Raw genomic sequence first — 22639 nt, forward strand, 5'->3', positions numbered from 1 at the left:
CTTTTTTGTGAAAAGTTTCTTTATTATAAGTATGAATTCAAATAATTTTGGTGTGTCAGGACAGGAGATCAGCCTGTTAAGCAGTGTTTTGAGAAGTCACAAAATTGTTACAGCTTATTGCAATCGCTTTAAATCGTGTTGACATCAGGTCCAATACCGTTTAAAGTGATGATAATGATAATTGTTATCAATTAAAAAACTGAAAGAAGGAATTAAATCAATGGGTATGAAAAGAAAGTCTTCTATATTTACATTATCAATGTCAACCATGCTGATGCTTGCACTCGCAGGATGTGCAGATGATTCATCAACTGAAGATAACGGCGCATCAGAAGATACAAATACAGAATCAACTGAAACGGCTGACACTGAGGCATCCTCTTCAGAGTATCCGATCGTCATTGAGCATGCTTTAGGTGAAGCTACGATTGAAGAAAAGCCTGAGCGGATTGCTGCTATTGCGTGGTCTAACCATGATGTCCCACTTGCACTTGGCGTCATGCCGGTTGGATTATCTGCTGCAAACTACGGCGTACAGGACGATAGCGGGATCCTGCCATGGACTGCTGAAGCAATTGAAGAAATCGGTGGAGAAGAACCTGTTCTTTTCCAGGATACAGACGGCATTGACTTTGAAGCAGTTGCTGACGTTGATCCTGATGTGATTCTTGCTACATATTCAGGTCTGACGCAGGAAGAGTACGATACATTAAGCCAGATCGCTCCTGTCGTTGCATACCAGGACGCACCATGGGTTTCATCATGGCGTGAGCAGGTAACATATAATTCAATGGCAATGGGGATGGCTGAAGAAGGTGAACAGCTGATCGCTGATACAGAGCAGCTGATTGCTGATAAAGTAGCAGAATATCCAGAATTCGAAGGGACAACAGCTGCCTTCTTAAGTGTGAATGCTGCTGACCTTTCTTCATTCTTTGTGTATTCACCTGAAGACCCGCGTGGTGCTTTCCTTGGTGAGATCGGCATGGAATATCCCGACAGCCTGTTGAACGAATTCACAGATCCAGGTGCATTCTACATTGAAGCAAGTGCTGAAAATGCAGATATGCTGAATGATGCTGATGTCCTTGTTTCTTACGGAGATGAGAATACATTGGAAGCCATGCAAAATGATCCGATTCTTGGACAGGTGCCGGCCATCGAAAGAGGGTCTGTTGTCATCATCGGAGATAACACACCACTTGCAGCATCAGGAACACCAAGTACACTATCAATTGAATACACAATTGATGAGTACCTATCTCTTATGTCAGAAGCTGTAAGCAAGCTAGAGCAGTAAAATGAGTGATCTTTCCGTTACAGCACAGAAGCAGTGGCATTTGCCAAAGCATTTCTTTAAGCTGCTGGTGATCTCTCTGATCCTGTTAGCGGTATGTATATTTGCTTCACTTGCATTCGGGTCACGGGCACTGGCAATGAATGATATTATTACTGGTCTATTCAATGCCGATGTCCAGACTCATGAAGCAAATGTTGTACGGCAGAGAATTGCAAGAACAGTATTCGGCTTTATGTGCGGCGCAGCACTTGGGGTATCCGGGGCACTATTACAATCCGTCACCCGGAACCCGATTGCTGACCCGAGTATTCTCGGCGTAAATACCGGAGCTGCATTGTTTGTCGTCTGCGGCATTGCATTTTTTAATATTAACAGTTCAGCACAGTTTATCGTTTTTGCCCTGGCAGGTGCTATATTGACTGCGATTTTTGTATACGGAATTGGTGCAATGGGTCGTGGCGGTGCCACGCCCCTTAAGCTCGTTTTAGCGGGAGCTGCAACAAGTGCTGCATTATCATCACTCGTCATGGCTGTGATGATTCCCCGTTCAAGCGTCATGGACCAATTCAGATTCTGGCAGGTAGGCAGTGTGGGAGCCGGCACGTGGGATTCAGTCATGATCTTCATTCCTTTTCTGGTGATTGGTCTCGTTATTGCTGTTGTCACAGCACCTGCTTTGAATGCGCTGGCATTAGGTGATGAAGCTGCTAAAGGACTTGGTGTGAAGACAGGAACGCTCAGACTGATTGCTGCGCTTGGCGGCGTCATGTTGTGCGGGGTAACAACTGCACTGGCCGGACCAATCGGTTTTATCGGTCTTCTCGCGCCTCATCTGATCAGGCTGATGATTGGCCCGGATCTGCGTTTTATGATTCCGATGTCAGCTATCTCAGGTGCAATTATTCTGAGCATTTCAGACGTTGCGGGGCGTGTACTTGGAAGTCCGGGAGAGCTTGAAGTCGGGGTTGTCACAGCCTTTGTCGGAGCTCCTGTGTTAATTCTGATTACAATGAAAGCGAAAATGCGTGCGTTATGATGATAAACGAATTGATTTACCCTATAAAGTCAGGAAGAATAAAAAGACAGCGCAGATTTCTTACTGTGACGATCATTCTGGCCGTCCTTTCCCTTGTACTGGCAGGCGCGATGCTGATGCTCGGTAATACAATCTATCCGGTCTCAGACGTGATTGGCGTATTAATGGGTGAGGATGTCAGCGGGGCATCTTTTGCCGTCGGAACAATCAGGCTGCCCAGAATGATTGCCGGTGTATTTGCGGGATTCGCATTTGGTGTAGCTGGTCATGTGTTCCAGACCATGCTCAGAAATCCACTGGCTAATCCAAATGTCATCGGGATTACAGCAGGATCCAGTGCGGCTGCCGTCTTCAGTATCATTGTGCTGCAGGCAAGCAGTACGTTTGTATCTGTATCCTCTATTATTGGCGGTCTTGTGACTGTACTGGTTATTTTCACGCTGTCGAGAAGTACTTCATTTTCGATTGGAAGGTTAATTCTTGTCGGGATCGGGATTCAGGCGATGCTCAATGCAGTCGTCTCCTACCTGCTGCTGATCGGACAGGAAAATGATATTCCGACTGCGATGAGATGGTTAACAGGAAGTCTGAACGGTGCTACAACAGAAGGCTTATATCCATTGATTATAACGGTTCTTATCTTTTCACCGATTATCCTTGCCCTCGGCAGACGTCTTGATATGCTTGAGCTTGGTGAACAGGCCGCAACATCACTTGGGATTAATACGAGTCAGACAAGGTTTTTACTTGTTGTCAGCTCTGTTATGATTATTGCTTTAGCAACAGCTGCTACAGGTCCAATTGCCTTTATTGCCTTTTTATCCGGACCGATTGCTAAAAGACTTGTCGGTGTAGGATTTTCAGGAACGATTCCGGCAGGCCTTGTTGGGATTATTCTGGTGCTGGCTTCTGATCTGATCGGTCAGTTCGCCTTTACTGCACGATACCCTGTAGGTGTTATTACAGGCATTATCGGTGCACCTTACCTGATTTACCTGCTGATCAGAATGAATCAAAAAGGAGACTTATAATGAAACAGACACATACTTTCCGTGCTGACAGTCTGATTGCCGGATATGATCAAACACCTATTCTCCATAACATTGATGTCACGATTCCGAGTAATGAAATCAGTATTATTATCGGTGCGAACGGCTGCGGGAAGTCTACCCTGCTGAAGACCATGGCGAGGCTGATCAAGCCGACAGCCGGTGAAGTCACAATTGGCGGGACACCTATCCAGAAGATCCCGCCGAAAAAGCTGGCGCGCGTGCTTGGACTGCTGCCCCAGACACCGATCGTACCTGAAGGCATTACTGTGACCGACCTGGTCGGCCGCGGCCGCTTCCCCCACCAGTCATTTATGAAAGGCTGGAGTCAAAAGGATTATGAAGCTGTCAGCGAGGCAATGGATATCATGAATATCACTGAATTCGCTGACCGCCATATTGATGAACTCTCAGGCGGCCAGCGACAGCGTGTCTGGATCGCCATGGCGCTTGCCCAGCAGACTGATATTCTGTTTCTTGATGAACCGACCACTTACCTTGATATTACCTATCAGGTTGAGATCCTTGATCTGCTCACTGACCTCAACCGTAAATACGGTACAACAATTGTGATGGTCCTGCACGATATCAATCTATCTGCCCGTTATGCAGACCATATCTTTGCCCTGCGTGAAGGAAAACTGATTGCAGAAGGACATCCATCAAAGATCATCACAAGTCCGCTGATCGAAGACATCTTCGGATTGAAGTGCTCAGTCATGAAAGATCCGATTTCAGGCTCGCCTTTTGTGGTGCCGATCGGGAGACATCATAATAAAGTGAGGAAGCACTCCTGATTGTGAACCGCAGAGGATTTCTGCGGTTTTTTTGTGCAGTTTGCCGTTTGGGGGATAGCCGGACTCAGTGTTTGAGGGCTGAAGGAATAGCAGAGTGTGCTGAGGGGAATGTCAGCCGGGATGAAGGAAAAACATTGCGTGCTGATGGAATTAGTACCACGCGCCATTGAGCTGACACCCTCATCATGGCAAATTTTTCATACATAGGGACCCGGATCTATCATAGCCTGTCATGATCTTTTTTGTCGATATGAAGCATATTATCCTTCACCATATTGATAGAAACCCCAACAATCACCAGAATTACACCCCCTACCACAAAGACATAACTTCTTACTGTTCTTTCCATGAGTATTCTTTCAAAATCTGAAGAAGACGCAGAAAATGCCCATGTCTGTGTCCATCCATATGTAATAAATACAAGACCAAGCAGGAAAGTGATCATACTGATCCATCTCAAATTTTTCATGATTCACCTCAATTAGATATGTAAGCTCTCACACTCATCTGTATTTTCTTGCATAGACTAATGCTGTCAGCGGCTGAACGACAAAGGTCAGGCCGACGACAATAAGCAGTGGATAGTTTGTAATCTGATTAAGATCTCCAACACCTTCTGATACAAATAGAACAATTCCTGATAACATCATGAGTACATAATAACCAATTTTGGCACTTTGAGATTCAATATGCTGATCTAATTCATCCTTCTGTTCTTTTCCTAAAAAATCACCCCAGGTCAGGGAATTCAACAGATAGGATAAAGCTATAAAACTGAAAAGAAGACTCGATCCGCTCACATACCCTTCATTTAGAAAAACGTATAATGAACGGCCTGCAATGACTAAAAAGAGCACAAGTGAAATATATACAGCAGGTTTCTTTGCACTTAGCATCCCATATCACCTCTTCCATTTTTATTATTCTTTAAACACAAACAACTGATCTACAGTGGTCTCCAGATTTTTTGATAATTTAAAAGCCAGTGCCAGTGTGGGATCATATTTATCATTTTCGATCGCATTAATTGTCTGCCTCGATACACCACACCTCACAGCAAGCTCTTCCTGAGAGATTTTCATTTGCTTTCTTATATCTCTGATTTGATTTTGCACTGCTTGACCGCCTCTCAAAAAGTCAAAAACTTTTTACATTTTGAGCATAAAATAGTCACTATAAAATGTCAAATAGTTTTTACATTTACCAAAAGAATCCCTTCACACAATCTTCATACCTGAACAGAAAATAACTGAACACCTGCAACCCGGAAAACGGCTAATCCGTATAATTGCTATAAAGGCTGAAAACACAGCCGTTTTATTCCAGCCTGCTATAAAATGGAGGATGACACATGATAGAAAATCAAAAGCCCATGACAAAAGAAGACTTCGAACATATTAGAAAAGAAATCACACGTTTTCGCGCAATGTATAAATTTGCTTTAGATGAGATCAGTACAAAGGTGAATATCCTGAAAGAGGAGTTCCAGCTGATTCATACATATAACCCGATTGAACACGTCAATACGCGGGTGAAATCAGGGGACAGTATTCTGAAGAAAATGCAGAAAAAAGGCATTCCGCTCTCACTTGATGCAATTGAAAAAGAGATTAAGGATCTGGCCGGCATCCGGGTGACCTGCTCATTCGTCTCTGATATTTACCGGATCAGTGAGATGATTCAAAATCAGGCCGATATCCATGTGGTTGAAGTAAAGGATTATATCAAATATCCAAAGCCAAATGGTTATCAGAGCCTGCACCTGCTGCTCCAGATTCCTGTTTTTATGTCTGACAGAACCGTCAATGTAAATATTGAGATGCAGATCAGGACGATTGCCATGGACTTCTGGGCAAGCCTTGAACATAAGATTTACTACAAATATCAGGGCAATGTTCCTGAAAAACTGACGCTTGAACTGAAAGAAGCAGCGGATACAGCCAGTGCACTGGACCGCAAAATGGAGCGGATCAATCAGGAGGTTAATATTCTGAAAGAAACGGATCAGGAAAAAGAGATGCTGTTTAACCCAGCTGAAATGATGACTGATTTACTGAAGCAGATGGACCTGGAAAAGAAAAAGTAAACGGTAAACGTGAAATCCCCTTCCCTGCTTTTACTTTATTAAGATGATTCATGAATTGCAGTTCAGCGTCTGGAGTCTGAGACTTATATGAAAGATTGTACTTGACTATGGAGTAGCTCCATCCTTTAAGCTTCCTTTATTAAAGCTTACAGGAGAGTCTGACATGAACAATCTATCTATAAGTCACCATGAAAAACCATATACAATGAGATCTTTACTCGCTTATGCGGCACCAACGATCAGCGTCATGATTTTCGTCTCAATCTATACGATGGTTGATGGGATTTTTGTGGCACGCTATGTGAATGCAACTGCGCTTGCTGCTGTCAATATTTTCATGCCGGTATACGCGTTGATCTTTGCCGTTGCCCTGATGCTTGGTACTGGAGGAAGCGCGATTATCGCGAAGAAAATGGGACAGAATCAATATGGAGAAGCAAGACGGAATTTCACGTTTATCGTATGCTGCGGGTTTATGTTCGGCGTCTTGATCATGGCAGCAGGTTCACTCTTTCTGGAGCAGCTGCTCACACTGCTTGGGGCCGCGGAAAGTGTACAACTGTTTGACTATACGAAGGCTTACGCAAAGATTATCTTACTGGTAAGTCCTTTCTTAATTGTTCAGGCAATGCTTGAAACGCTTTTTGTCACTGCTGATAAGCCGAAACTGAGCTTAATCATCACAATCATTGGCGGAAGTACAAACATTGCACTGGATTATCTGTTTATAGTCGTCATGGATATGGGCATCAGGGGCGCTGCACTTGCAACTGCAATTGGAATTGTCATTCCTGCGATTCTTGGTGTGATCTACTTTTTCGCAGCCAGAAAAAGTAGTCTGTATTTCACACGATTGAAAGCCGATTGGCACGTACTTGTGAAAAGCTGCGCAAACGGCTCGTCCGAAATGGTAACAAACCTTTCGTCTTCCATTGTCACCTTCGCCTTCAATGCACTGATGCTCAAATTTGTCGGCGTAGAGGGTGTAGCGGCTGTGACGATCATGCTGTATGTTATGTTTGTATTAACACCCTTTTTCATGGGCTATTCAGTCGGAATCGCACCGCTGATCAGCTTTCACTTTGGAAGCAGGAACACAGGACAGTTAAAATTGATTGTTAAAAACAGTCTGACCTTTATTGCTGGCAGCTCGCTGATTATCTTTCTATCATCGCTGCTATTCGGGCCATACCTGATACAAATCATGTCACCAGAAGGCAGTGATGTATACGAAATCGCGACAGACGGATTGTGGATTTTTTCCATCAGCTTTTTATTTATGGGTGTGAACATCTTCACATCGATGCTGTTTACCGCGCTATCTAACGGAAAAATATCAGCAGTCATCTCATTACTCAGAACGTTAGTGTTTGTTCTCATGTCACTGGCAACGCTGCCATTTATCTTTGGGCTCACTGGCATATGGATTGCGATACCGCTGGCTGAACTACTCTCTGTCATCGTTTGCGGACTTTTCCTGTTGCGTAACAAACGTAAATATCAATATGCATAGAGCGGGGTGAAAAATAGATGGAGATCAATCCGAAAATCCACCTGACAACCGGACAGTTCGCATCACTGCTGGATGTTAGTAAAGACACGCTGCATTACTATGATAAAGCCGGCATCTTCTCACCTGAGCTTGTGGCGTCTAACGGCTATAGATATTACTCTATTTATCAGGCAGATGTATTTATTGTGATTCAGATTTTAAAGGAGCTGGATATGCCGCTAAAGGAGATTAAGCAGTTCTTGACGTCAAGATCCCCTGAAAACCTGATTCACCTGCTCGAGCTGAAAGAACAGGCTCTTACAGAAAAAATGAATGAGCTTAAAACCATGAAGCAGGTCGTTTCAGATAAGCTCAGCGATACGAAGCAGGCGCTTCGGGCGAACACGTATGATGTCCTGACTGAACACAGACCAGCTGATGAGTATATAGCCGTCACTCATACCAAGCCTTTAACCAATGATCTGAACATCTATCAATCCATGCAGCTTCATTACAGGTATCTCGAGGAGCACGGGATTGCCCCGTCGGCTTCTGAGGGCTGGATGATTCATGTGGACCATGTCAGGGGAAATGCTGTAGAGAAGTATGATTATCTGTACACAAGAGTAAAAGAGCAGAAACAGGCGAACCATGTTATTACAAAAGGCACATACTTGATTGCTTATCATAACCTGGGTTACTCCCGTATCGGTGACACCTACCACCGGCTTTTAAGCTATGCAGATCAGCACCAGCTTACTTTGTCAGGTTATTTTTATGAAGATATTCTGCTGGATGAGCTGTCTGTAGAAGGCAGCGAGAAATATTTAGTCAAGATTTCGGTGAAGGTTATTCAGTACAGAGACCTGCTGTTAAACGAGGAAGGTTGAGACGAAATTCACTGTTGACCAATATATGAGTGCGGGCAGACCGTCAGTGATCATTCTCTACGTCATATCAACAAACAGAAATGGGGTTTCATTGCCGTTTTAAATGTAAACGGCAATCGTTACCACCAGGCTAACGACTGTATAGAGAGAAGCTCCATAGAACAATACCCCTACATAGGTTTTAAACCCTTCATTTTTCTCTACCCTTCCAGTTGCCTGGCTGGCTTCGAACGTGAGTCCTCCTGATAAAAAGCCCCCGCTGCTGCTGAAAAATAATAATATAGCTGTTAGTCCTATTCCGATGAAGAAGCTCCACTCAAAATACGAGTAAGGGATGATTAAACTTCCAATCCATACAAGGATTCCGATCAATACTGCAATTACAATAGACCATAACAATAATTTTTTCAGTTTCATCAACCCCTTTTATCATACGTCTACGAAAAAACTGTAAAATAGTTTCAATTTTTTGCATATGTCCGTAAGGTTGATGTCGGTCGGCTGGTAAACTTTAAAGTTCCACAACAGGAAAACGCATGTCAATCCGATTATTTCTATGTATAAACATGAAAACAGGACACAACAAGCCCAATACTGATGACTCCCCAAATAGTCGTTGCCCTAATGTACCAAATCACTGGTTTTACCGCAGCCGGATCGGCATCAGGGTTATTTTTCACGTACCCAAGCCTAGCTTTGACAGATCTTGAGGCAACTAAGAGAACAATCAATCCAATCATAAAAAAAGCAATTGTGGTCCACCATAATAAGTTCATTTGTGAGCCTCCCGGGTAATCAATTTTTAACGTTTTGACCTTAGAATAAACTACTTATGACATAACCCTTCACTCCATGTCTCCTGCTTTTTAACCTTGTTTATCAGCATTTTGAAAAGCACAATAATCGTATTGATTACAAAGTTAACCACTGCCACAGCCAGTGCACCTGACAAGTAATAGAAATCACCAGGAACTGCAATCTGCATGCCAATTGCAACACCTGTGAATGACAATAGAGCATACCAGCTATATTTCCAGCGGGATTTTAAAAGATGCTTCATGCGTCATCCCCCTAAAGTTTATATATGAAATGTCTTTATCTCCTGTTTTATAAGAATTTTTAAATACTATACCTGATTATACCATTTAACTTCCTTTTATGAGGGTGTCTAGATATAAACAGATGTCAGTTCATCGTTCTTACGGGGTCTGATATGATAGATACAAAGCCGCAAAAACATAGAGGTGCGCATGGAAACTGTACACTGGTTAATCAAAAAAGCACGTCAGAAAATCATGGACCATCAATATTTGATCAATGAAGTTCTGGCTGACCGATATAAAATTGAAAAGGTACTGCAGAATGGAAGCTACGGAATCATTTATTTGTGTGAGGACCTGCCCACCGGCACACAATGCGTTGTCAAACAGATGCGTAAAAGCAAGGGAAAAGAAAACACAGAGAATTACCACCAGGAGATTACGATCCTGAAGCAGCTGAGTCATCCGGGGATCCCCGCACTCATCGAAACTTTTTCATTTGAGGATAAACAGTTCTTTTCAATGGAGTTTGTAGAGGGGAAAAATGTAGAGGATACATTATTTGCAACAGGACAGCAGTATACAGAGAAAGAATGCCTGGAAATCGTCCGCAAGCTGACCGGAATCGTTTGTTATATCCACCAACAGGGCGTATACCATGGTGATATCAGAATTCCGAATGTGCTGCTTCATCACAGCCACCTCTACCTGATCGATTTTGGCCTGGCCAGCAACCTCCATACAGAGAAGAGGCTGAAAAAGCAGCAGACACTGCTCGCTCAGGATGATTTTTTTGACGTAGGCGATTTTCTGCTTTTTCTTCTTTACTCCACTTATGAAGGCAAAATAAAAAAGAGAGGCTCCTGGACTGAAGAGCTCAGCCTCCACCCACAAACAACACTGCTGCTCAAACGGCTGCTGAGTATAACTGAACCGTACAGACAGTGTGAAGAGATTCAGTCTGATATAGAAAAGGCGATCAGCCAGCTTTCCTGATGAACAAAAAAGACTCTGTTTCTTATGAATAAGCGGAGTCTTTTTAGCTGATAGCTGCATCAGCTGCTGGAATAATGTCTACTATTTTTATAACGGCCGGAGCCTCCATACGGGTAGCGTCCGCGACGGCTGCTACTGCTGCTCCCGTGATAGCCGCGCCTCTTTCCGCTGCTTGAACCGTGACGGTAATGCCTTCTGCGTCCACTGCTGCTGCCGCGTTTTTTCAGTTCCTTTGAAATGCCTTTTAAGATCTTCTTAAACATTGAGCATCCTCCTTTTTGAGGTGTTCCATATTTACAGGTAAAGACACCTTCTATCTAAAGCATAAAGCGGCGGGTGATTTTGCACAACTAATATCCTTTAGATATGGCCCTTGTCACAAAGACTTACAACACCATCACCATGGAAGATCAGCGTCCCTGACCTCTCTTCTCCAAAAATCCTTTAATTCACTGATGATTTCCGGCGATAAGCTGCCTCTTTAGATAAGCTTACATTCTTTCTAAAAGGGTAAAAGGGTACAAAATCTATCAAAAGGAGTGCAGGTCCAATGTCCATTATTCTAAAAAGAATTTATGATGATAAAGATCAACTATCTGGTAACCGAATCTTAGTGGATCGTGTCTGGCCACGAGGCATTTCACAGGAAGACGCCAATCTTGATGACTGGATGAAAGAGATCGCGCCAAGTACCTCGTTGCGAAAATGGTTTGATCATGATCCAGATAAATTTGAGGAGTTTAAGAAGGCTTATAAGAAAGAAATCAAAGAAGATTCCGAGAAGCAGGCGAAACTGAATGAGCTGAAGGATAAGTCTGTGAATGAACGCCTGGTCCTGCTCTATGGGGCGAAGGATGAGGAAGTTAATCATGTGGTTGTGTTGAAGGAGATGCTGGAGGATGGGAAATTTTAAACATGCTCGAACTATAAAAGCAAGCGCTGTTTATTACAAAGAACGAACAGCTTTGATTGCCGATTCATTTACGCCGGCATATAAAGGGGTAAATGAAAGAGCAAATGCTATATCCGACAGCAAAAGCACGACTTCATGACGAGATCAGGGATTATATATACTACTGGACTGAATCTGTCTTTCATGAAATTAGAACAACCCCCTCTCCATTCCAGGAAGGGGGCTGCCCTGCCTACTTCTTTACTGTTATTTTCGTTACTGTGCTGGGCTTACCTTCTGCGTCTATTGCAGTGATACTACGGAGTGTGGACTTCGTTTGCTTCTCTATTTCCAATGAGACTTTCACCAGCTTTTACTGTTACTTCATCTACTCTCAGCTTACTTGTTACCGTTACACTCAGTTCCCCACTACATTCTCAGCCTCACCTGTTCCAGTAAATGACTCTGTCTCATTCGAAACCGTCACCACGGTTCCGGCAGCCGCTTCACCAGGTACCTCTGTTGACTGATCTAATACTTATTCATCAGCTCCTCAGAAATATGACAATAATCATCCGGACATTTATCCAGCCGGTCCTGATGCTCTTCTGCACTTCGCACGTAATTCGTGAGCGGCATCACTTCAACTGCGATCCGTTCAGCATCCGATCTTTTTTGGATAAAAGTCCGTGCCGCTTCTAAATGCCGAGGGTCTTCACTGTAAACGCCGGTTCTGTACTTCTCACCGACATCAATCCCCTGCTTGTTCACGCTGTACGGATCAATGATTTCAAAGAAATAAGCCATCAGCTGTTCCATCGTCACCACATCTGGATCAAATTCAGTTTTCACACATTCCGCAAATCCATCATAGTCGCCATCCAGTGTATGAGTTGATCCATTCGCTCTCCCTGCTTCTGTTGATGGTACACCGGGCAGCGTTTTGATAAAAGCCTGCACACCCCAGAGGCAGCCGCCTGCAAAATATATAGTTTCCATGTGTTTCACCTCTTCATTTGCTTATCCATTAATTGTTTCTTCCCATTTTACACTTCATCCTGATTTTGCACACCCGCTTCATAACCATGCATAGAATACCTTAACGTGAAAAAGAAGGTGACCCATATGCATAGACAATTTGAAAACTATGGTGCAACAGGTGCGCTAAACGCTGCTTCATTATCCCTGCCTCAAATGCCCACTTATGCGCTTCAGGACGAGTATCTGGCACAGGCAAGATACAATAACGTGATCGGAACATTCGGTGAGACCAGAACGTTTGTCCAAATCAGAGCAGCAGAAATGAGGCATATCATGGCACTACTGTCCTTTTTCGAGCGGTATCAAATACCATTACCAATGGACGAATCCCAGAACTTTATTACTACTCCCGAAAATCTAAAAGCTGCATATGCACAAGGTGTTCAAGGCGAGATAGATAACATCGCTATGTACAACCGGTTCTTAGCATTCAACCTTCCGAATGATATCAGGTTTATTTTTACACAGCTGCGTAATGCTTCTTTGAATCACTTGGCTGCATTTGAAAGAGGGGTGGCCAGAGGTTAAAAAAGCGAAGTCCGGGGCTGCCCGAACTTCGCTCGTTTTAATCTTCATCTGTTGTTAATTCCACATACATACCCGTTGTTAAAATGAGGACCAGAAAAAAGAAAATTAACGGTAGTACCATTTCAATCAACTCCTCACCATGTGATAAATCCTCTTGACCCCGGTGGTGCGTGTTGGATCATCTGCGCGATCGGGATGGCATAGGCAATGATGATTAATAAGAATGCCATACCAATCCACAGCCACCAGTTTTCAAGGAATTTCGGTGTTGCTCTTTTGTCACTTTCAGCGAGCGGAAACTCAACAAATTCGTCCGGTTCCACAGCTTTTGGTGAGACAAATGCGCTCATGATCACGATGTAGAGTAACAGCATGGCAGAAAGGAAAAGAATGCTTCCGCCAACCGCCATGGTGACGTGGTTTGTTAAGATGCCATCAAACCATTCCAGAGCAGATTCGTGACCGTTGTATCCTGAATAGGCAGTACGACGTGGAGCACCAAGCAGTCCGAGAATGTGCTGAGCCGTACTCATTAACAGCATCCCGACTGACCATAAGCCGATTTGGATAAAGCCTAATTTTTTCATCGTGTTAGAGAATTTTCTGCCTGTCAGATAAGGGATTAACCAGTAAGTCAGCCCCATAAATGTCATGGCAACAGGCGTTCCGACAGTGATATGGAAGTGTCCAACGATCCAGAGCGTGTTATGCACAATCTCATTCAACTGGAAGCTTGCGTTAATAATTCCGCCGGCGCCTCCCGGAATGAAGAAGGCCATCGCGATGAAAATTGATGTGAAACGCAGATCTTTCCACGGCAGCTTTGTAAACCAGCCGAATAACCCTTTCCCGCCATTCTTCCGCCCCGCACGCTCAAAATTCGCAAACATGGAGAACGCAGTCATAAGAGATGGAATAATGACCATGAACGTTAACACGACCTGCAGGAACTTCCAGAAGTCTGAGATTCCAGGCTCCATCAATTGGTGATGGAATCCGACAGGAATAGAGAACAGAATAAACAAGACAAACGCAAGACGCGCAAGTGAATCACTGAATACCGGTACACCAAGAATTTTCGGCACAACTGTATACCATGCCATATAAGCAGGCAGCAGCCAGAAGTAAACGAGTGGATGCCCGAAATACCAAAACAGCGTACGGCTTAACTCAACATTAATCGTATCCACCCAGCCGAACGCCCATGGAATGTACTGGAACAACACAGTCGCCACTACACCCAGGCAGGCAATCACCCATAAGACAATCGTTGTTACTGTCATAAATGCAAACAGCGGACTGAGCTCACCGCGATTCGCCTTTTTCCATTTCATATAGTGACCAACGAGCGCAAATCCCATGATCCATGAACCTACCACAAATAATGCGAGACCTACGTAATACCAGGGGCTTGCCATTAACGGTGCATAAAATGTATAAAGAACGGATGCTTCACCGATCACAATCATGACTGTCGCAAGTACCGTTCCTGTGAGCATAACCACGAATCCAATCCAATTCCAAAGCAGCACTTTCGGTCCGAATGTGCCAAGACTTTTACTCATACCTGAAATGAAAAATGCAAAAATGAAAAATGTCGTAAAAATAAGTGCCAGTAATACGCCGTGTGCCGTTAAAATCTGATAGTAATCCAGCCATGCCGGAAGTTCTAAGCGGTCATTCCGGATAAAAACCTGAAGCAATCCGGCAAGCGTGCCAATTAAAAAAGCGGTATACGCTACACCAATATTCCAAAGCGCTAATTTACGGTCAGCTGCTGCTAACATTATTCTGTCACCTCAATTTCTGTGTACATATAATGGTGACCTGTTCCACAATACTCGTTACAGATAATCAAATATTTTCCCGGTTCTTTGAATGTGTAAGATTTTGTCGTCACCTGACCCGGTACAACCATCATGTTCACGTTTGTGTTATCAATGGTAAAACTATGTACCACGTCTGTACTTGTCAATTTAAAAATGATTTCTTTACCCGCAGGCACCTGTAACGTTTGACCGCCGTCGTAAGCGAAAGCACTCGCAATAATCGTTGCCTGATACGTGTCATCATCCAGCTGCTTTACACCCGGTTCATTAAAAGGAGCGGTTTCCCTCACCTTTTCCGGATCAATCGTGTGCATTCCTCCGGCAGGCGTGTGGTCTTGTGCGAATGCATTCACACCTACGATACTTAAGAATGCAACCAGACATACTATGCCAAATGTTAACCATATTTTTTCATACTTATGAAGATGCATTGTGATTCTCCTTTATGCTTATTGTGATAAATACATCAGATAAACAGCTACCCACATCGCGACGATGACAAATCCAACAAAAAACACACTGATTAACGTGCCTTTCAGATTTTCTTCGTGCTCCTGTTTCTTTTTAGTCACTTCATTTCACCTCGTAGATATTTATATTGTGTTAAGCGTAAAGGAATCACTTACTGATCACTGTGATAAAAGTCACATCTGTGACAAAAATTTACCTGGAACTTTGATTCTTTCATTTTTTCGCCAAATTTTTGTAAAAGGGCTCTTTAAAAGTGGGCTGCTGATTTCCGCTTCAGGGGGACGCTTTCCGCGGACGAACGCTCAAGCCTCCTCGAGCAGAAAACCACTGCTCTGCGGGGTCTTTCACGATCGTTTTTCCGCAGGAGTCGCCCCCTTACGCTCCAATCAGCAGCTGTGCAAAATCAATGATGAATATAACATTGCGTTATGTTCCTAATCGTTTCGCTGCGCTTCGGGCGGATGCTTTCCGCAGGGACGGCGGTGAGCCTCCTCAGCTTCGCTTGCGGGGTCTCACCTGTCCGTCTTCTCCTGCTGGAGTCACCGCCCTACGCTTCGCTACACTTAGATTTTATTCAGTATATTGTTTAGCTTTACAAATTAGATGTTTGAGCCAAACTTTTAATTGATTCATAAAAAAAGGGCAATAAAAAAACTACTATTCTCTGGTGTGAGAATAGTAGTTCGTTAATCTATCCGGCAAAGTGTCACAGGACAGTTTTCGCATTGAATTTCGTTTTTCAAGTATGTCAGATCGCGGATGAGAATTTTTCCATCGCATATAGAAATGACTTCCTTTTTCTTCAGTTCAGATAACATCCGGTTTGCCACTTCACGTGCCATTCCGCAGAAGTTGGCCAGATCCTGATTGGTAAGGGACACGTCAATTAACAGCCCTTCTGACTTTTGAATCCCGTAACTGTTGGATAAACGGATTAACGTGGAATACAGCGCACCCTTCTTACCATGAAGCAGCAAATCACGAAAGCGCGTCTGCGTCTTCCGCTGATTCAGGCACATCCACTTCATAAAAGCAGCAGCCAGACGGGGGTTTTGACTGAACTCTGCCTCCAGCTCATGAATCGGAAATAAGTAACACTCCACATCCTCTTTCACTTTCGCATCCAGCATATAAGCCGCATCATCAGCGTACAAATACACTTCCCCTAGCAGCTGATTCTGCCCGCAGATCCGGAGCGTCAGCTCACGTCCATCCGAATTCATTTTACTCAGCTGGACCTTGCCTTTCGTGATAAAAAACAGATGCTGAATCGGTTCGCTCTCACGGAACAAATAACGATCTTTTGCGAAGCTTTTGACATGATGAGGAAGTGATAATATTTCTTTCAGGTCATCTGAAATCGTATCGGTTTCTGCATACATGCGGGTTGGCCTCCTAAAGATGTATTTATAATACTTGTTTAAGTATAGCATAGGTCTGGTTGGCTTGGAGAAAGATTTTGGAAAAGCTTTATAAAGGTATTCATGAACCTGATCTTTATTCCAATACACTCAGCGGTTCAATTAATTCCTCTCCATCCGTATTATAGAACCGTACGTTCACATTGCCAGGCAAGTAAGCTTCGTCAATCCCATTTTGAAGAGAGATGTTTTCGCTGGCTGTGAATTCCTGATCAGACTGAAACGTGAGCTCTCCTGATGTTTCTCCTGAAGCACCTTCCGCAGAACAGGCAACCAGATAACGTTCATAAGGAAATGCCTCCCATAACTCCTCATGATCAAAAAGAAGCTCTACACAAAAATCGACTGGCTGATCAGACTCACTCAGATAGCTGACAGACACCTCCAGCTCCTCCTGTTCGGGCCAGTATTTCATATAGCTATCCTCGCTATCCATGGTGATTGCTGGTTCATTGCTGCGGCAGCCTGCCAGGAAGATGGTGGTGAAGATGAGAATGATGAGGGGTTTTTTCATATTGAATGCTCCTTTATGTATGTAAATAGTGATTTCTATTATACCTTTTTTGAACGTGTAAAACGTAAGAAAGGTTTGTGATGATTACAGTCTGTCTTTTACAATGGTAATAAACTTTGAGATAGCTGGAGGCAGAATATGAATGCTTATTGGATTGTGAATGCAACGATTGAAACCGGATTTAATCATGACAGCCGCGTGACTGAAACATGTACTGAAACGGCGCATCTGAAAATTGAGCATGAAACCATCACTGAAGTAACGTCCACTTACCCTGCTCAAAGTGATCTTCCTGTAATCGATGCAGAAGGCGCACTGCTCCTGCCTGCGTTCCGGGAGATGCATATTCATATTGATAAGACGTATTATTCAGGACCCTGGAAAGCTGTGGAGCCTGCTGTTGACGGCATATTCACCAGGATTGAAGAAGAACAGACCATTCTGAAAGAACAGCTTCCTGTAGCAGAGGAACGTGCAAAAAAGATGATTGAACTACTTTTGCAAAATGGGCATACTCATATTCGCACGCACTGCAATATTGATCCGGTTACCGGAATTGAAAATCTAAAAGCAACAGTCCATGCGCTAAAAGCATACGAGGCGTACCTGGCCTATGAGATTGTCGCTTTCCCGCAGCACGGCCTCTTAAGAAGTAACGCGGAGTCCCTTGTCCGTCAGGCGATGGAGAACGGTGCCACTCATGTAGGAGGAGTGGATCCTGCAACCGTAGACCGCGATATTAACAGGTCTCTTGAAACGATGTTTGCGATTGCACAGGATTATCAGAAAAACATTGATATTCACCTGCATGATCCAGATTCACTCGGCGCTTTTGAAATGGAGCAAATCACCGACTTAGTCAAAAAGAATGGCTATGAGGGTCGCGTTACGATCAGTCATGCACTGGCGCTTGGTGATCTGAATGAAAAACGGCTGCAGCAGCTGGGCGGCATGCTGAGCGATGCAAAAATTGATGTGACGACTACTGTACCAATCAACCGTCCCACGATCCCAATCCCGGCCTTATGGGAAGCAGGCATTCCAGTCTCAGTGGGTCATGACAGCATTACAGATCACTGGTCACCTTTTGGCACCGGCAATACAATGGACAAGCTCGCCACACTCGGGGAACGCTTCGGGATCAGTGATGAAGTCGGGCTAAACCAGTTACTGAAATACGCAACAGGCGGCGTCACCCCTCTATCAGCAGACGGCAAGCAACAATGGCCAACGCCAGGCGATACTGCATCTTTTATGCTTGTGGATGCGGTGTGCAGTGCTGAAGCAATTGCGAGGAGGAAGTCTATACTGGCTGTGTTTGGGAAAGGGAAGCGGTTTGTAATGGAGGAGTGATTGTGAAGCTGCTGATGAACGAATAAAACTTAAAAAAGCCCGGGGCCGCTCCATTTTATATGGAAGCGGGTTCCCGGGCTTTCAATAACATTTATATCAGCATTTTCGTTGTTAATGATCTATTTATCTTACACTTTTTCTCCTCATCCACTGTGTCGCAACCCACTTTTCCCCTTTAAAAACAGGTGCTCCACCATGAAGCGTTTGTTTGTTCAGTTCTTCATCACTGTAAAAATATTCGAAGTAGACGGCTGAACCCTTTTGAGGCGTAATAGAGATATTTAATTCAGGAAAGTAAGTTTCTCCACCCTCCTCCACCTCATTCAGATAAACGACCATTGTGCTGATGCGATTATTTGAAGCTGCCTTACTCGTTGGTAAAAAGTAATCATGATGCGCTTTATACTCTTGCCCTGGCGTATATTTCAGAACTTGCAATCCCTCTGCGTGTTCGATCGGGACATTCATCATCTTCGCAAGACGCTTTTCAATCGTATGGATCAGATCATTTTCTGATTCCTCAAAGAACATGCCGCTACTTGTTCTCATTTGATTAACCACACGATCACTACTAATTTTTGAGCGCTTCATTCGATCTCCCGATAATTGAATCAGCTGATCACATTCCTCGCAGCTTAGTAGATTCTCTAACTCCACAACCAGCGGCCACGTATGCCGCTTCGCAAAAGGGATCGCCATATCTCCGACTGTCATGACAGACCCGGCAGCATCAAAAAGGTGCTCTTCTGCCGCCTTTTCGGGCTCTGTTTTAAACCCATCCATAAACTGTTCTTCCACATTAATTAAATCATGGTTAGGCGTACTATTCATTCGTCATCCTGACTTTTCAAATATTTAGTATATAAACTTTATATTACTATTAATTTCAAAAAAGTGTTAGAAGAAAATATTTTTTATTCACTTGTTACAGAAAGTAAATATTCGGAAATAACTTTTATTGTCTGATTTGGAGGGTATAGCTGAGTAAAGAGGTGAGTTACAAATGGAAAATATGAAAAAAATCTCCTTTTTGTTCGCGTCAGCATTATTCATTGCCGGATGCTCAGATTCAGGGGAAGAGACAAACTCTCAGACTGCTGATTCTTCTGAGAACGAAGCAGTGGATTCACAAGAGACTGAGGACAACGGCGAAGATCAAGCTGAGAGCGATAGCAACACAGAGACGGAAGAAGATTCATCGGGTGATGCTGCTGATAATGTAGACGCATCAGAAGAAAGTGAAACAGAGAGCGATACAGCGGTTTATGCCGGAGCTCAGTTGAACCCGAACTATTTTATTGACACTCATATCATTAGTCAGCCTGAGCGCTTTTATCTTGCATACGCTATAGAACGTGATAAGGAAGAAGCGCAAACCCCACCAAAACAGCGCTTAGAAACATCATTATTTGAAAACGACCCTTCCGAGCAGGATATACTCAGTTCGTATACTGAATTGACGCTTGATTGGCCCAGCTTAACCATCCAGTTTGATCAGGAGGGAAATGACTTAGCCGCAACTTCTGCTCAAAGTGTTTTATTTTATGACGCATTATTTGGAATTAGTGATCTTTACGGGATTGAAGACATTACATTCTTAAGCCCTGATGGTGAACAAAGGATGACCGTAGCTGAAAGAACCGTCGATGATACGATCAATGTGAAGGATGAAAGAGGAGAAACACGCGGCTACTATGCAATCTATGACAAAGAGCTGCAAGAGACGTTATTCATTCCCGGTGGTGAGTTAGAGGAGCCAGTTGTGAATGAAAGCGGTGAACCGCTGTCTTTCCCGGAAACAATCGAGAAAATGAAGTCGGTTGAGCCCGATACGTTTTATTCAACAGCGATTGTGGAAGGGATCGAGATTGTCAGCTCTTCTATCACAAACGGTGTTGCGACCGTGCAATATACAATGAATCAGGATATCGTAACTGAAGCAGACCGGATCGTATTTGAAAATGCCATTCAACTCGCAGCCCTGGATTTTCATGCCTGGGAGGTTCGACTAATCAATGACACACTGAAAGAAAAACGTACGTATCCATTGATTGGTCAGTAGCTTGTAACTGAAAAAACAATTTCATGTAAGCATAAAAAAAGAGCACTCCGGGGAGTGTCCACTGAAAAAGTCCCTAAAAGGGGCCGGTTCATTTACGCTCCAGGCGTAGGCTTTCCGGACGGCGGTCGCTGAGCCTCCTCAGCTTCGCTTGCGGGGTCTCAGCTATCCCGCTAATCGTCCCGGAGTCCACGCCTTCCGCTACAATGAACCTAATTTTTAATCACTGTTATATGTTTCAAAGAAAGATGACGCTTAAGAAACAGAGCGCCATCTTTCTTTTTTATGCATTCAGGATGCTTACGAAGAACGCGACCAGGCTGCTGAAGGATATAATTCCATACCTTAATAAGACTGACTTAATGCTTAGTTATGGAAAAGTTCATCACGATGTACGAGGTTTTTATCAATTTGAACCCTTATACCCAAAAATCGCAACATACTGATCCTGCAAAACAAACCTATTATCCAGCCACCCTAACGTATTCAACACATACCCCAACGAATCAGCATTATATCTCCCGGCAATTTTCTGATAGGCCAATAACTCATACCGATTATTTGAATCAAAATCCACAGGATATAAACCACTCAGAGGGTTAACAAATCCAGTAATAGGACTCTTCAGATTGCCATTTTCATCATATATTTCACTTAGATATTCGTTGCCTCTTTGTGAAATATCTATAATAAACGTTTGATGATTAATCAGGCTGACAACTTCCACTTTGTAATCATCCTGATAATGTACCTCATATTGATACTGCTCATTATATACATCAACATCAAATAATAATTGTGGTGTATTGTTCACAAAGGAATAAATGTAATGATACATGATGCCACCACTGCCACCTGTCGTAATACTGATTAAAATGTCATCTACACCATTCCCAGTGAAATTCCCAAGGAACAAAGTGGGGTTGTAGCCTGCATTTTCACGAAGCGGCACACTGGTTAACACGCCGGATCTCCCATCCTGGACGAGCAGCGTGATCTGTTGAATAAATGGGCTATCTGGCGTCATGACGCCGGTTAAATAGACATGATCAGGTACTCGATCCCCATTTACATCTCCCTGTGCAAACGACATTACATTTGGAGGATACATATTCGGTCTGGTGTAATCATTATACATAGCATGCTCCTTTACAGTATTTTGCCCTGCCACAATGAGCATTCAAGGCCAAACCACTCTCTATCATATGATTTGTATTAAAAAAATTAGGCTTCATAACTATATGTAGCGGATCCATCACACATATCTTTTTTTCGTAGCAATCTTTTAGTTAATCTTTATTATTTTAATAAAATAAAAAGACCCCTTATCTCAGGAATCTTTTCTAATTTATCAGTAATCTATTCAAGGTTACCAGAGATGGCATGAAAAGCTGTTTCATCCCCATTATTAAATAATTTGATCGTGTCGTACCCTTTATCGAGATTCACTTCATAAAATCGCTGGTTTTCAATATCTGACGAATAATCAGTGGTTGTATCTGTTTCATAAGAAAGATATAGTTGATCCCCTTCTGCTTTCACATCAAAGTTGCTGAAATGATAAGCCGGATCTCCCTGTTTAATCTGATGACCGTTCAAATAAACCAACATGGAATCATTTTTTTCATCATGATACAAATACACACCATTCTCTTCAGTGACACCGTTAAAAAATTGCTGCACCTCTTCCGTAAGCTCACCTTTCACTTTCTCAGAAGACGATAGTGTGTCGTCCGGTTGGCAGGCATATAACAAACCCATACTCAAAAACAATACAAACAATGACTTCCTCATCATGCTCCCCCCTGTCCTTTAATAATATTTATACTGAAAAGTCAGATAATA

Annotated in this window: 29 protein-coding genes; 13 read left to right on the forward strand and 16 right to left on the reverse strand. The window is 43.3% G+C overall.

Going from position 1 to position 22639, the window contains the following annotated elements; translation table 11 throughout:
* The first annotated feature begins 220 nt into the window (after positions 1–220).
* From KP77_RS16870 to KP77_RS16885, 4 genes are read left to right on the forward strand one after another with little or no spacing between them, the layout of a single operon-like run.
* Positions 221–1300: an iron-siderophore ABC transporter substrate-binding protein gene (locus KP77_RS16870; protein WP_041123925.1), complete on the forward strand. Its 1080-nt coding sequence runs from the start codon at positions 221–223 to the stop codon at positions 1298–1300.
* Between the two features lies 1 nt (position 1301).
* Positions 1302–2336 (forward strand): FecCD family ABC transporter permease, encoded by a 1035-nt coding sequence (locus tag KP77_RS16875; RefSeq protein WP_200889081.1) that lies wholly within the window; start codon positions 1302–1304, stop codon positions 2334–2336.
* Complete coding sequence (locus KP77_RS16880) at positions 2336–3367, forward strand: FecCD family ABC transporter permease (RefSeq protein WP_041124019.1); 1032 nt, start codon at positions 2336–2338, stop codon at positions 3365–3367. The genes KP77_RS16875 and KP77_RS16880 overlap by 1 nt, the downstream gene beginning before the upstream one ends.
* On the forward strand, positions 3367–4182 hold the full coding sequence (locus tag KP77_RS16885; protein ID WP_041123926.1) for an ABC transporter ATP-binding protein: 816 nt from the start codon (positions 3367–3369) through the stop codon (positions 4180–4182). The genes KP77_RS16880 and KP77_RS16885 overlap by 1 nt, the downstream gene beginning before the upstream one ends.
* Positions 4183–4402: 220 nt before the next feature.
* On the opposite strand, the gene KP77_RS16890 is transcribed toward KP77_RS16885, so the two are convergent.
* The 3 genes from KP77_RS16890 to KP77_RS16900 are packed head-to-tail and all read right to left on the reverse strand — an operon-like array spanning position 4403 to position 5297.
* A complete protein-coding gene (locus KP77_RS16890) occupies positions 4403–4651 on the reverse strand; it encodes a DUF3185 family protein (RefSeq protein WP_041123927.1) in 249 nt (82 codons plus the stop codon).
* Positions 4652–4685: 34 nt separating this feature from the next.
* The gene (locus tag KP77_RS16895; RefSeq protein ID WP_041123928.1) at positions 4686–5078 is read right to left on the reverse strand and encodes a hypothetical protein; all 393 of its coding nucleotides are present in this window, start codon (positions 5076–5078) and stop codon (positions 4686–4688) included.
* A 24-nt stretch (positions 5079–5102) separates the two neighbouring features.
* On the reverse strand, positions 5103–5297 hold the full coding sequence (locus KP77_RS16900) for a helix-turn-helix transcriptional regulator (RefSeq protein WP_041123929.1): 195 nt from the start codon (positions 5295–5297) through the stop codon (positions 5103–5105).
* Positions 5298–5533: 236 nt separating this feature from the next.
* Here KP77_RS16900 and KP77_RS16905 point away from each other — a divergent pair, with 236 nt between their 5' ends.
* From KP77_RS16905 to KP77_RS16915, 3 genes are all read left to right on the forward strand, one after another.
* Positions 5534–6268, forward strand: coding sequence for a GTP pyrophosphokinase (locus KP77_RS16905; RefSeq protein ID WP_235420746.1), 735 nt, complete (start codon positions 5534–5536; stop codon positions 6266–6268).
* A gap of 163 nt (positions 6269–6431) precedes the next feature.
* On the forward strand, positions 6432–7781 hold the full coding sequence (locus KP77_RS16910; RefSeq protein WP_052474387.1) for an MATE family efflux transporter: 1350 nt from the start codon (positions 6432–6434) through the stop codon (positions 7779–7781).
* 17 nt (positions 7782–7798) lie between these two features.
* Positions 7799–8650 carry a MerR family transcriptional regulator gene (locus KP77_RS16915; RefSeq protein ID WP_041123930.1) on the forward strand — a complete coding sequence of 284 codons (852 nt, stop codon included), beginning with the start codon at positions 7799–7801 and terminating at the stop codon, positions 8648–8650.
* Positions 8651–8749: 99 nt separating this feature from the next.
* Here the strand turns inward: KP77_RS16915 and KP77_RS16920 are convergent, their stop codons facing one another.
* From KP77_RS16920 to KP77_RS16930, 3 genes are all read right to left on the reverse strand, one after another.
* Entirely contained in the window at positions 8750–9067 is a 318-nt protein-coding gene (locus KP77_RS16920; RefSeq protein WP_041123931.1) for a hypothetical protein, read from the reverse strand.
* Positions 9068–9204: 137 nt separating this feature from the next.
* On the reverse strand, positions 9205–9426 hold the full coding sequence (locus KP77_RS16925; protein WP_041123932.1) for a hypothetical protein: 222 nt from the start codon (positions 9424–9426) through the stop codon (positions 9205–9207).
* A 50-nt stretch (positions 9427–9476) separates the two neighbouring features.
* The gene (locus KP77_RS16930; RefSeq protein WP_041123933.1) at positions 9477–9710 is read right to left on the reverse strand and encodes a hypothetical protein; all 234 of its coding nucleotides are present in this window, start codon (positions 9708–9710) and stop codon (positions 9477–9479) included.
* 190 nt (positions 9711–9900) lie between these two features.
* On the opposite strand from KP77_RS16930, the gene KP77_RS16935 reads away from it, so the two are divergent.
* Entirely contained in the window at positions 9901–10686 is a 786-nt protein-coding gene (locus KP77_RS16935) for a serine/threonine protein kinase (RefSeq protein ID WP_041123934.1), read from the forward strand.
* A gap of 59 nt (positions 10687–10745) precedes the next feature.
* Here KP77_RS16935 and KP77_RS16940 read toward each other — a convergent pair whose 3' ends face one another.
* The gene (locus KP77_RS16940) at positions 10746–10949 is read right to left on the reverse strand and encodes a hypothetical protein (RefSeq protein WP_041123935.1); all 204 of its coding nucleotides are present in this window, start codon (positions 10947–10949) and stop codon (positions 10746–10748) included.
* A 287-nt stretch (positions 10950–11236) separates the two neighbouring features.
* Here KP77_RS16940 and KP77_RS16945 point away from each other — a divergent pair, with 287 nt between their 5' ends.
* Positions 11237–11599, forward strand: coding sequence for a DUF488 domain-containing protein (locus tag KP77_RS16945; RefSeq protein WP_041123936.1), 363 nt, complete (start codon positions 11237–11239; stop codon positions 11597–11599).
* Positions 11586–11738 (forward strand): hypothetical protein, encoded by a 153-nt coding sequence (locus KP77_RS18265; RefSeq protein WP_160289548.1) that lies wholly within the window; start codon positions 11586–11588, stop codon positions 11736–11738. Before KP77_RS16945 ends, KP77_RS18265 begins: the two co-directional genes overlap by 14 nt.
* Positions 11739–12109: 371 nt before the next feature.
* Here the strand turns inward: KP77_RS18265 and KP77_RS16950 are convergent, their stop codons facing one another.
* On the reverse strand, positions 12110–12577 hold the full coding sequence (locus tag KP77_RS16950) for a peptide-methionine (S)-S-oxide reductase (protein ID WP_041123937.1): 468 nt from the start codon (positions 12575–12577) through the stop codon (positions 12110–12112).
* A gap of 126 nt (positions 12578–12703) precedes the next feature.
* Between KP77_RS16950 and KP77_RS16955 the strand changes: the two genes are divergently transcribed.
* Positions 12704–13147 carry a ferritin-like domain-containing protein gene (locus KP77_RS16955; RefSeq protein ID WP_052474388.1) on the forward strand — a complete coding sequence of 148 codons (444 nt, stop codon included), beginning with the start codon at positions 12704–12706 and terminating at the stop codon, positions 13145–13147.
* Positions 13148–13281: 134 nt separating this feature from the next.
* Here the strand turns inward: KP77_RS16955 and KP77_RS16960 are convergent, their stop codons facing one another.
* From KP77_RS16960 to KP77_RS16980, 5 genes are all read right to left on the reverse strand, one after another.
* Positions 13282–14934 (reverse strand): b(o/a)3-type cytochrome-c oxidase subunit 1, encoded by a 1653-nt coding sequence (locus tag KP77_RS16960; protein WP_041123938.1) that lies wholly within the window; start codon positions 14932–14934, stop codon positions 13282–13284.
* On the reverse strand, positions 14934–15407 hold the full coding sequence (locus tag KP77_RS16965) for a cytochrome c oxidase subunit II (protein WP_041123939.1): 474 nt from the start codon (positions 15405–15407) through the stop codon (positions 14934–14936). Before KP77_RS16965 ends, KP77_RS16960 begins: the two co-directional genes overlap by 1 nt.
* A gap of 18 nt (positions 15408–15425) precedes the next feature.
* Positions 15426–15548: a hypothetical protein gene (locus KP77_RS16970; protein ID WP_041123940.1), complete on the reverse strand. Its 123-nt coding sequence runs from the start codon at positions 15546–15548 to the stop codon at positions 15426–15428.
* A gap of 585 nt (positions 15549–16133) precedes the next feature.
* A complete protein-coding gene (locus tag KP77_RS16975; protein ID WP_041123941.1) occupies positions 16134–16829 on the reverse strand; it encodes a Crp/Fnr family transcriptional regulator in 696 nt (231 codons plus the stop codon).
* Positions 16830–16944: 115 nt separating this feature from the next.
* Positions 16945–17382 (reverse strand): hypothetical protein, encoded by a 438-nt coding sequence (locus KP77_RS16980; protein ID WP_041123942.1) that lies wholly within the window; start codon positions 17380–17382, stop codon positions 16945–16947.
* A gap of 138 nt (positions 17383–17520) precedes the next feature.
* Here KP77_RS16980 and KP77_RS16985 point away from each other — a divergent pair, with 138 nt between their 5' ends.
* Positions 17521–18735: an amidohydrolase gene (locus KP77_RS16985; RefSeq protein WP_041123943.1), complete on the forward strand. Its 1215-nt coding sequence runs from the start codon at positions 17521–17523 to the stop codon at positions 18733–18735.
* Positions 18736–18858: 123 nt separating this feature from the next.
* Here the strand turns inward: KP77_RS16985 and KP77_RS16990 are convergent, their stop codons facing one another.
* Positions 18859–19449 (reverse strand): 2OG-Fe(II) oxygenase, encoded by a 591-nt coding sequence (locus KP77_RS16990; protein WP_152614768.1) that lies wholly within the window; start codon positions 19447–19449, stop codon positions 18859–18861.
* A 289-nt stretch (positions 19450–19738) separates the two neighbouring features.
* Between KP77_RS16990 and KP77_RS16995 the strand changes: the two genes are divergently transcribed.
* Entirely contained in the window at positions 19739–20797 is a 1059-nt protein-coding gene (locus KP77_RS16995) for a hypothetical protein (protein WP_041123944.1), read from the forward strand.
* A gap of 403 nt (positions 20798–21200) precedes the next feature.
* On the opposite strand, the gene KP77_RS17000 is transcribed toward KP77_RS16995, so the two are convergent.
* Together KP77_RS17000 and KP77_RS17005 are read right to left on the reverse strand one after the other, a co-directional pair.
* A complete protein-coding gene (locus KP77_RS17000) occupies positions 21201–21932 on the reverse strand; it encodes a hypothetical protein (protein ID WP_041123945.1) in 732 nt (243 codons plus the stop codon).
* 221 nt (positions 21933–22153) lie between these two features.
* Positions 22154–22591, reverse strand: coding sequence for a hypothetical protein (locus KP77_RS17005; protein ID WP_160289549.1), 438 nt, complete (start codon positions 22589–22591; stop codon positions 22154–22156).
* Between the last annotated feature and the right edge of the window lie 48 nt (positions 22592–22639).

Source organism: Jeotgalibacillus alimentarius (assembly GCF_000829445.1).
GTDB lineage: Bacteria > Bacillota > Bacilli > Bacillales > Jeotgalibacillaceae > Jeotgalibacillus > Jeotgalibacillus alimentarius.

Excerpts from the sequence above, each read along its gene's own strand:
- KP77_RS16870 (WP_041123925.1), top strand. The coding sequence starts at position 221 with ATGGGTATGAAAAGAAAGTCTTCTATATTTACATTATCAATGTCAACC.
- KP77_RS16875 (WP_200889081.1), top strand. The coding sequence starts at position 1,302 with ATGAGTGATCTTTCCGTTACAGCACAGAAGCAGTGGCATTTGCCAAAG.
- KP77_RS16880 (WP_041124019.1), top strand. The coding sequence starts at position 2,336 with ATGATAAACGAATTGATTTACCCTATAAAGTCAGGAAGAATAAAAAGA.
- KP77_RS16885 (WP_041123926.1), top strand. The coding sequence starts at position 3,367 with ATGAAACAGACACATACTTTCCGTGCTGACAGTCTGATTGCCGGATAT.
- KP77_RS16890 (WP_041123927.1), bottom strand. The coding sequence starts at position 4,651 with ATGAAAAATTTGAGATGGATCAGTATGATCACTTTCCTGCTTGGTCTT.
- KP77_RS16895 (WP_041123928.1), bottom strand. The coding sequence starts at position 5,078 with ATGCTAAGTGCAAAGAAACCTGCTGTATATATTTCACTTGTGCTCTTT.
- KP77_RS16905 (WP_235420746.1), top strand. The coding sequence starts at position 5,534 with ATGATAGAAAATCAAAAGCCCATGACAAAAGAAGACTTCGAACATATT.
- KP77_RS16910 (WP_052474387.1), top strand. The coding sequence starts at position 6,432 with ATGAACAATCTATCTATAAGTCACCATGAAAAACCATATACAATGAGA.
- KP77_RS16915 (WP_041123930.1), top strand. The coding sequence starts at position 7,799 with ATGGAGATCAATCCGAAAATCCACCTGACAACCGGACAGTTCGCATCA.
- KP77_RS16920 (WP_041123931.1), bottom strand. The coding sequence starts at position 9,067 with ATGAAACTGAAAAAATTATTGTTATGGTCTATTGTAATTGCAGTATTG.
- KP77_RS16925 (WP_041123932.1), bottom strand. The coding sequence starts at position 9,426 with ATGAACTTATTATGGTGGACCACAATTGCTTTTTTTATGATTGGATTG.
- KP77_RS16930 (WP_041123933.1), bottom strand. The coding sequence starts at position 9,710 with ATGAAGCATCTTTTAAAATCCCGCTGGAAATATAGCTGGTATGCTCTA.
- KP77_RS16935 (WP_041123934.1), top strand. The coding sequence starts at position 9,901 with ATGGAAACTGTACACTGGTTAATCAAAAAAGCACGTCAGAAAATCATG.
- KP77_RS16940 (WP_041123935.1), bottom strand. The coding sequence starts at position 10,949 with ATGTTTAAGAAGATCTTAAAAGGCATTTCAAAGGAACTGAAAAAACGC.
- KP77_RS16945 (WP_041123936.1), top strand. The coding sequence starts at position 11,237 with ATGTCCATTATTCTAAAAAGAATTTATGATGATAAAGATCAACTATCT.
- KP77_RS18265 (WP_160289548.1), top strand. The coding sequence starts at position 11,586 with ATGGGAAATTTTAAACATGCTCGAACTATAAAAGCAAGCGCTGTTTAT.
- KP77_RS16950 (WP_041123937.1), bottom strand. The coding sequence starts at position 12,577 with ATGGAAACTATATATTTTGCAGGCGGCTGCCTCTGGGGTGTGCAGGCT.
- KP77_RS16955 (WP_052474388.1), top strand. The coding sequence starts at position 12,704 with ATGCATAGACAATTTGAAAACTATGGTGCAACAGGTGCGCTAAACGCT.
- KP77_RS16960 (WP_041123938.1), bottom strand. The coding sequence starts at position 14,934 with ATGTTAGCAGCAGCTGACCGTAAATTAGCGCTTTGGAATATTGGTGTA.
- KP77_RS16965 (WP_041123939.1), bottom strand. The coding sequence starts at position 15,407 with ATGCATCTTCATAAGTATGAAAAAATATGGTTAACATTTGGCATAGTA.
- KP77_RS16975 (WP_041123941.1), bottom strand. The coding sequence starts at position 16,829 with ATGTATGCAGAAACCGATACGATTTCAGATGACCTGAAAGAAATATTA.
- KP77_RS16980 (WP_041123942.1), bottom strand. The coding sequence starts at position 17,382 with ATGAAAAAACCCCTCATCATTCTCATCTTCACCACCATCTTCCTGGCA.
- KP77_RS16985 (WP_041123943.1), top strand. The coding sequence starts at position 17,521 with ATGAATGCTTATTGGATTGTGAATGCAACGATTGAAACCGGATTTAAT.
- KP77_RS16990 (WP_152614768.1), bottom strand. The coding sequence starts at position 19,449 with ATGACAGTCGGAGATATGGCGATCCCTTTTGCGAAGCGGCATACGTGG.
- KP77_RS16995 (WP_041123944.1), top strand. The coding sequence starts at position 19,739 with ATGGAAAATATGAAAAAAATCTCCTTTTTGTTCGCGTCAGCATTATTC.
- KP77_RS17000 (WP_041123945.1), bottom strand. The coding sequence starts at position 21,932 with ATGTATAATGATTACACCAGACCGAATATGTATCCTCCAAATGTAATG.
- KP77_RS17005 (WP_160289549.1), bottom strand. The coding sequence starts at position 22,591 with ATGATGAGGAAGTCATTGTTTGTATTGTTTTTGAGTATGGGTTTGTTA.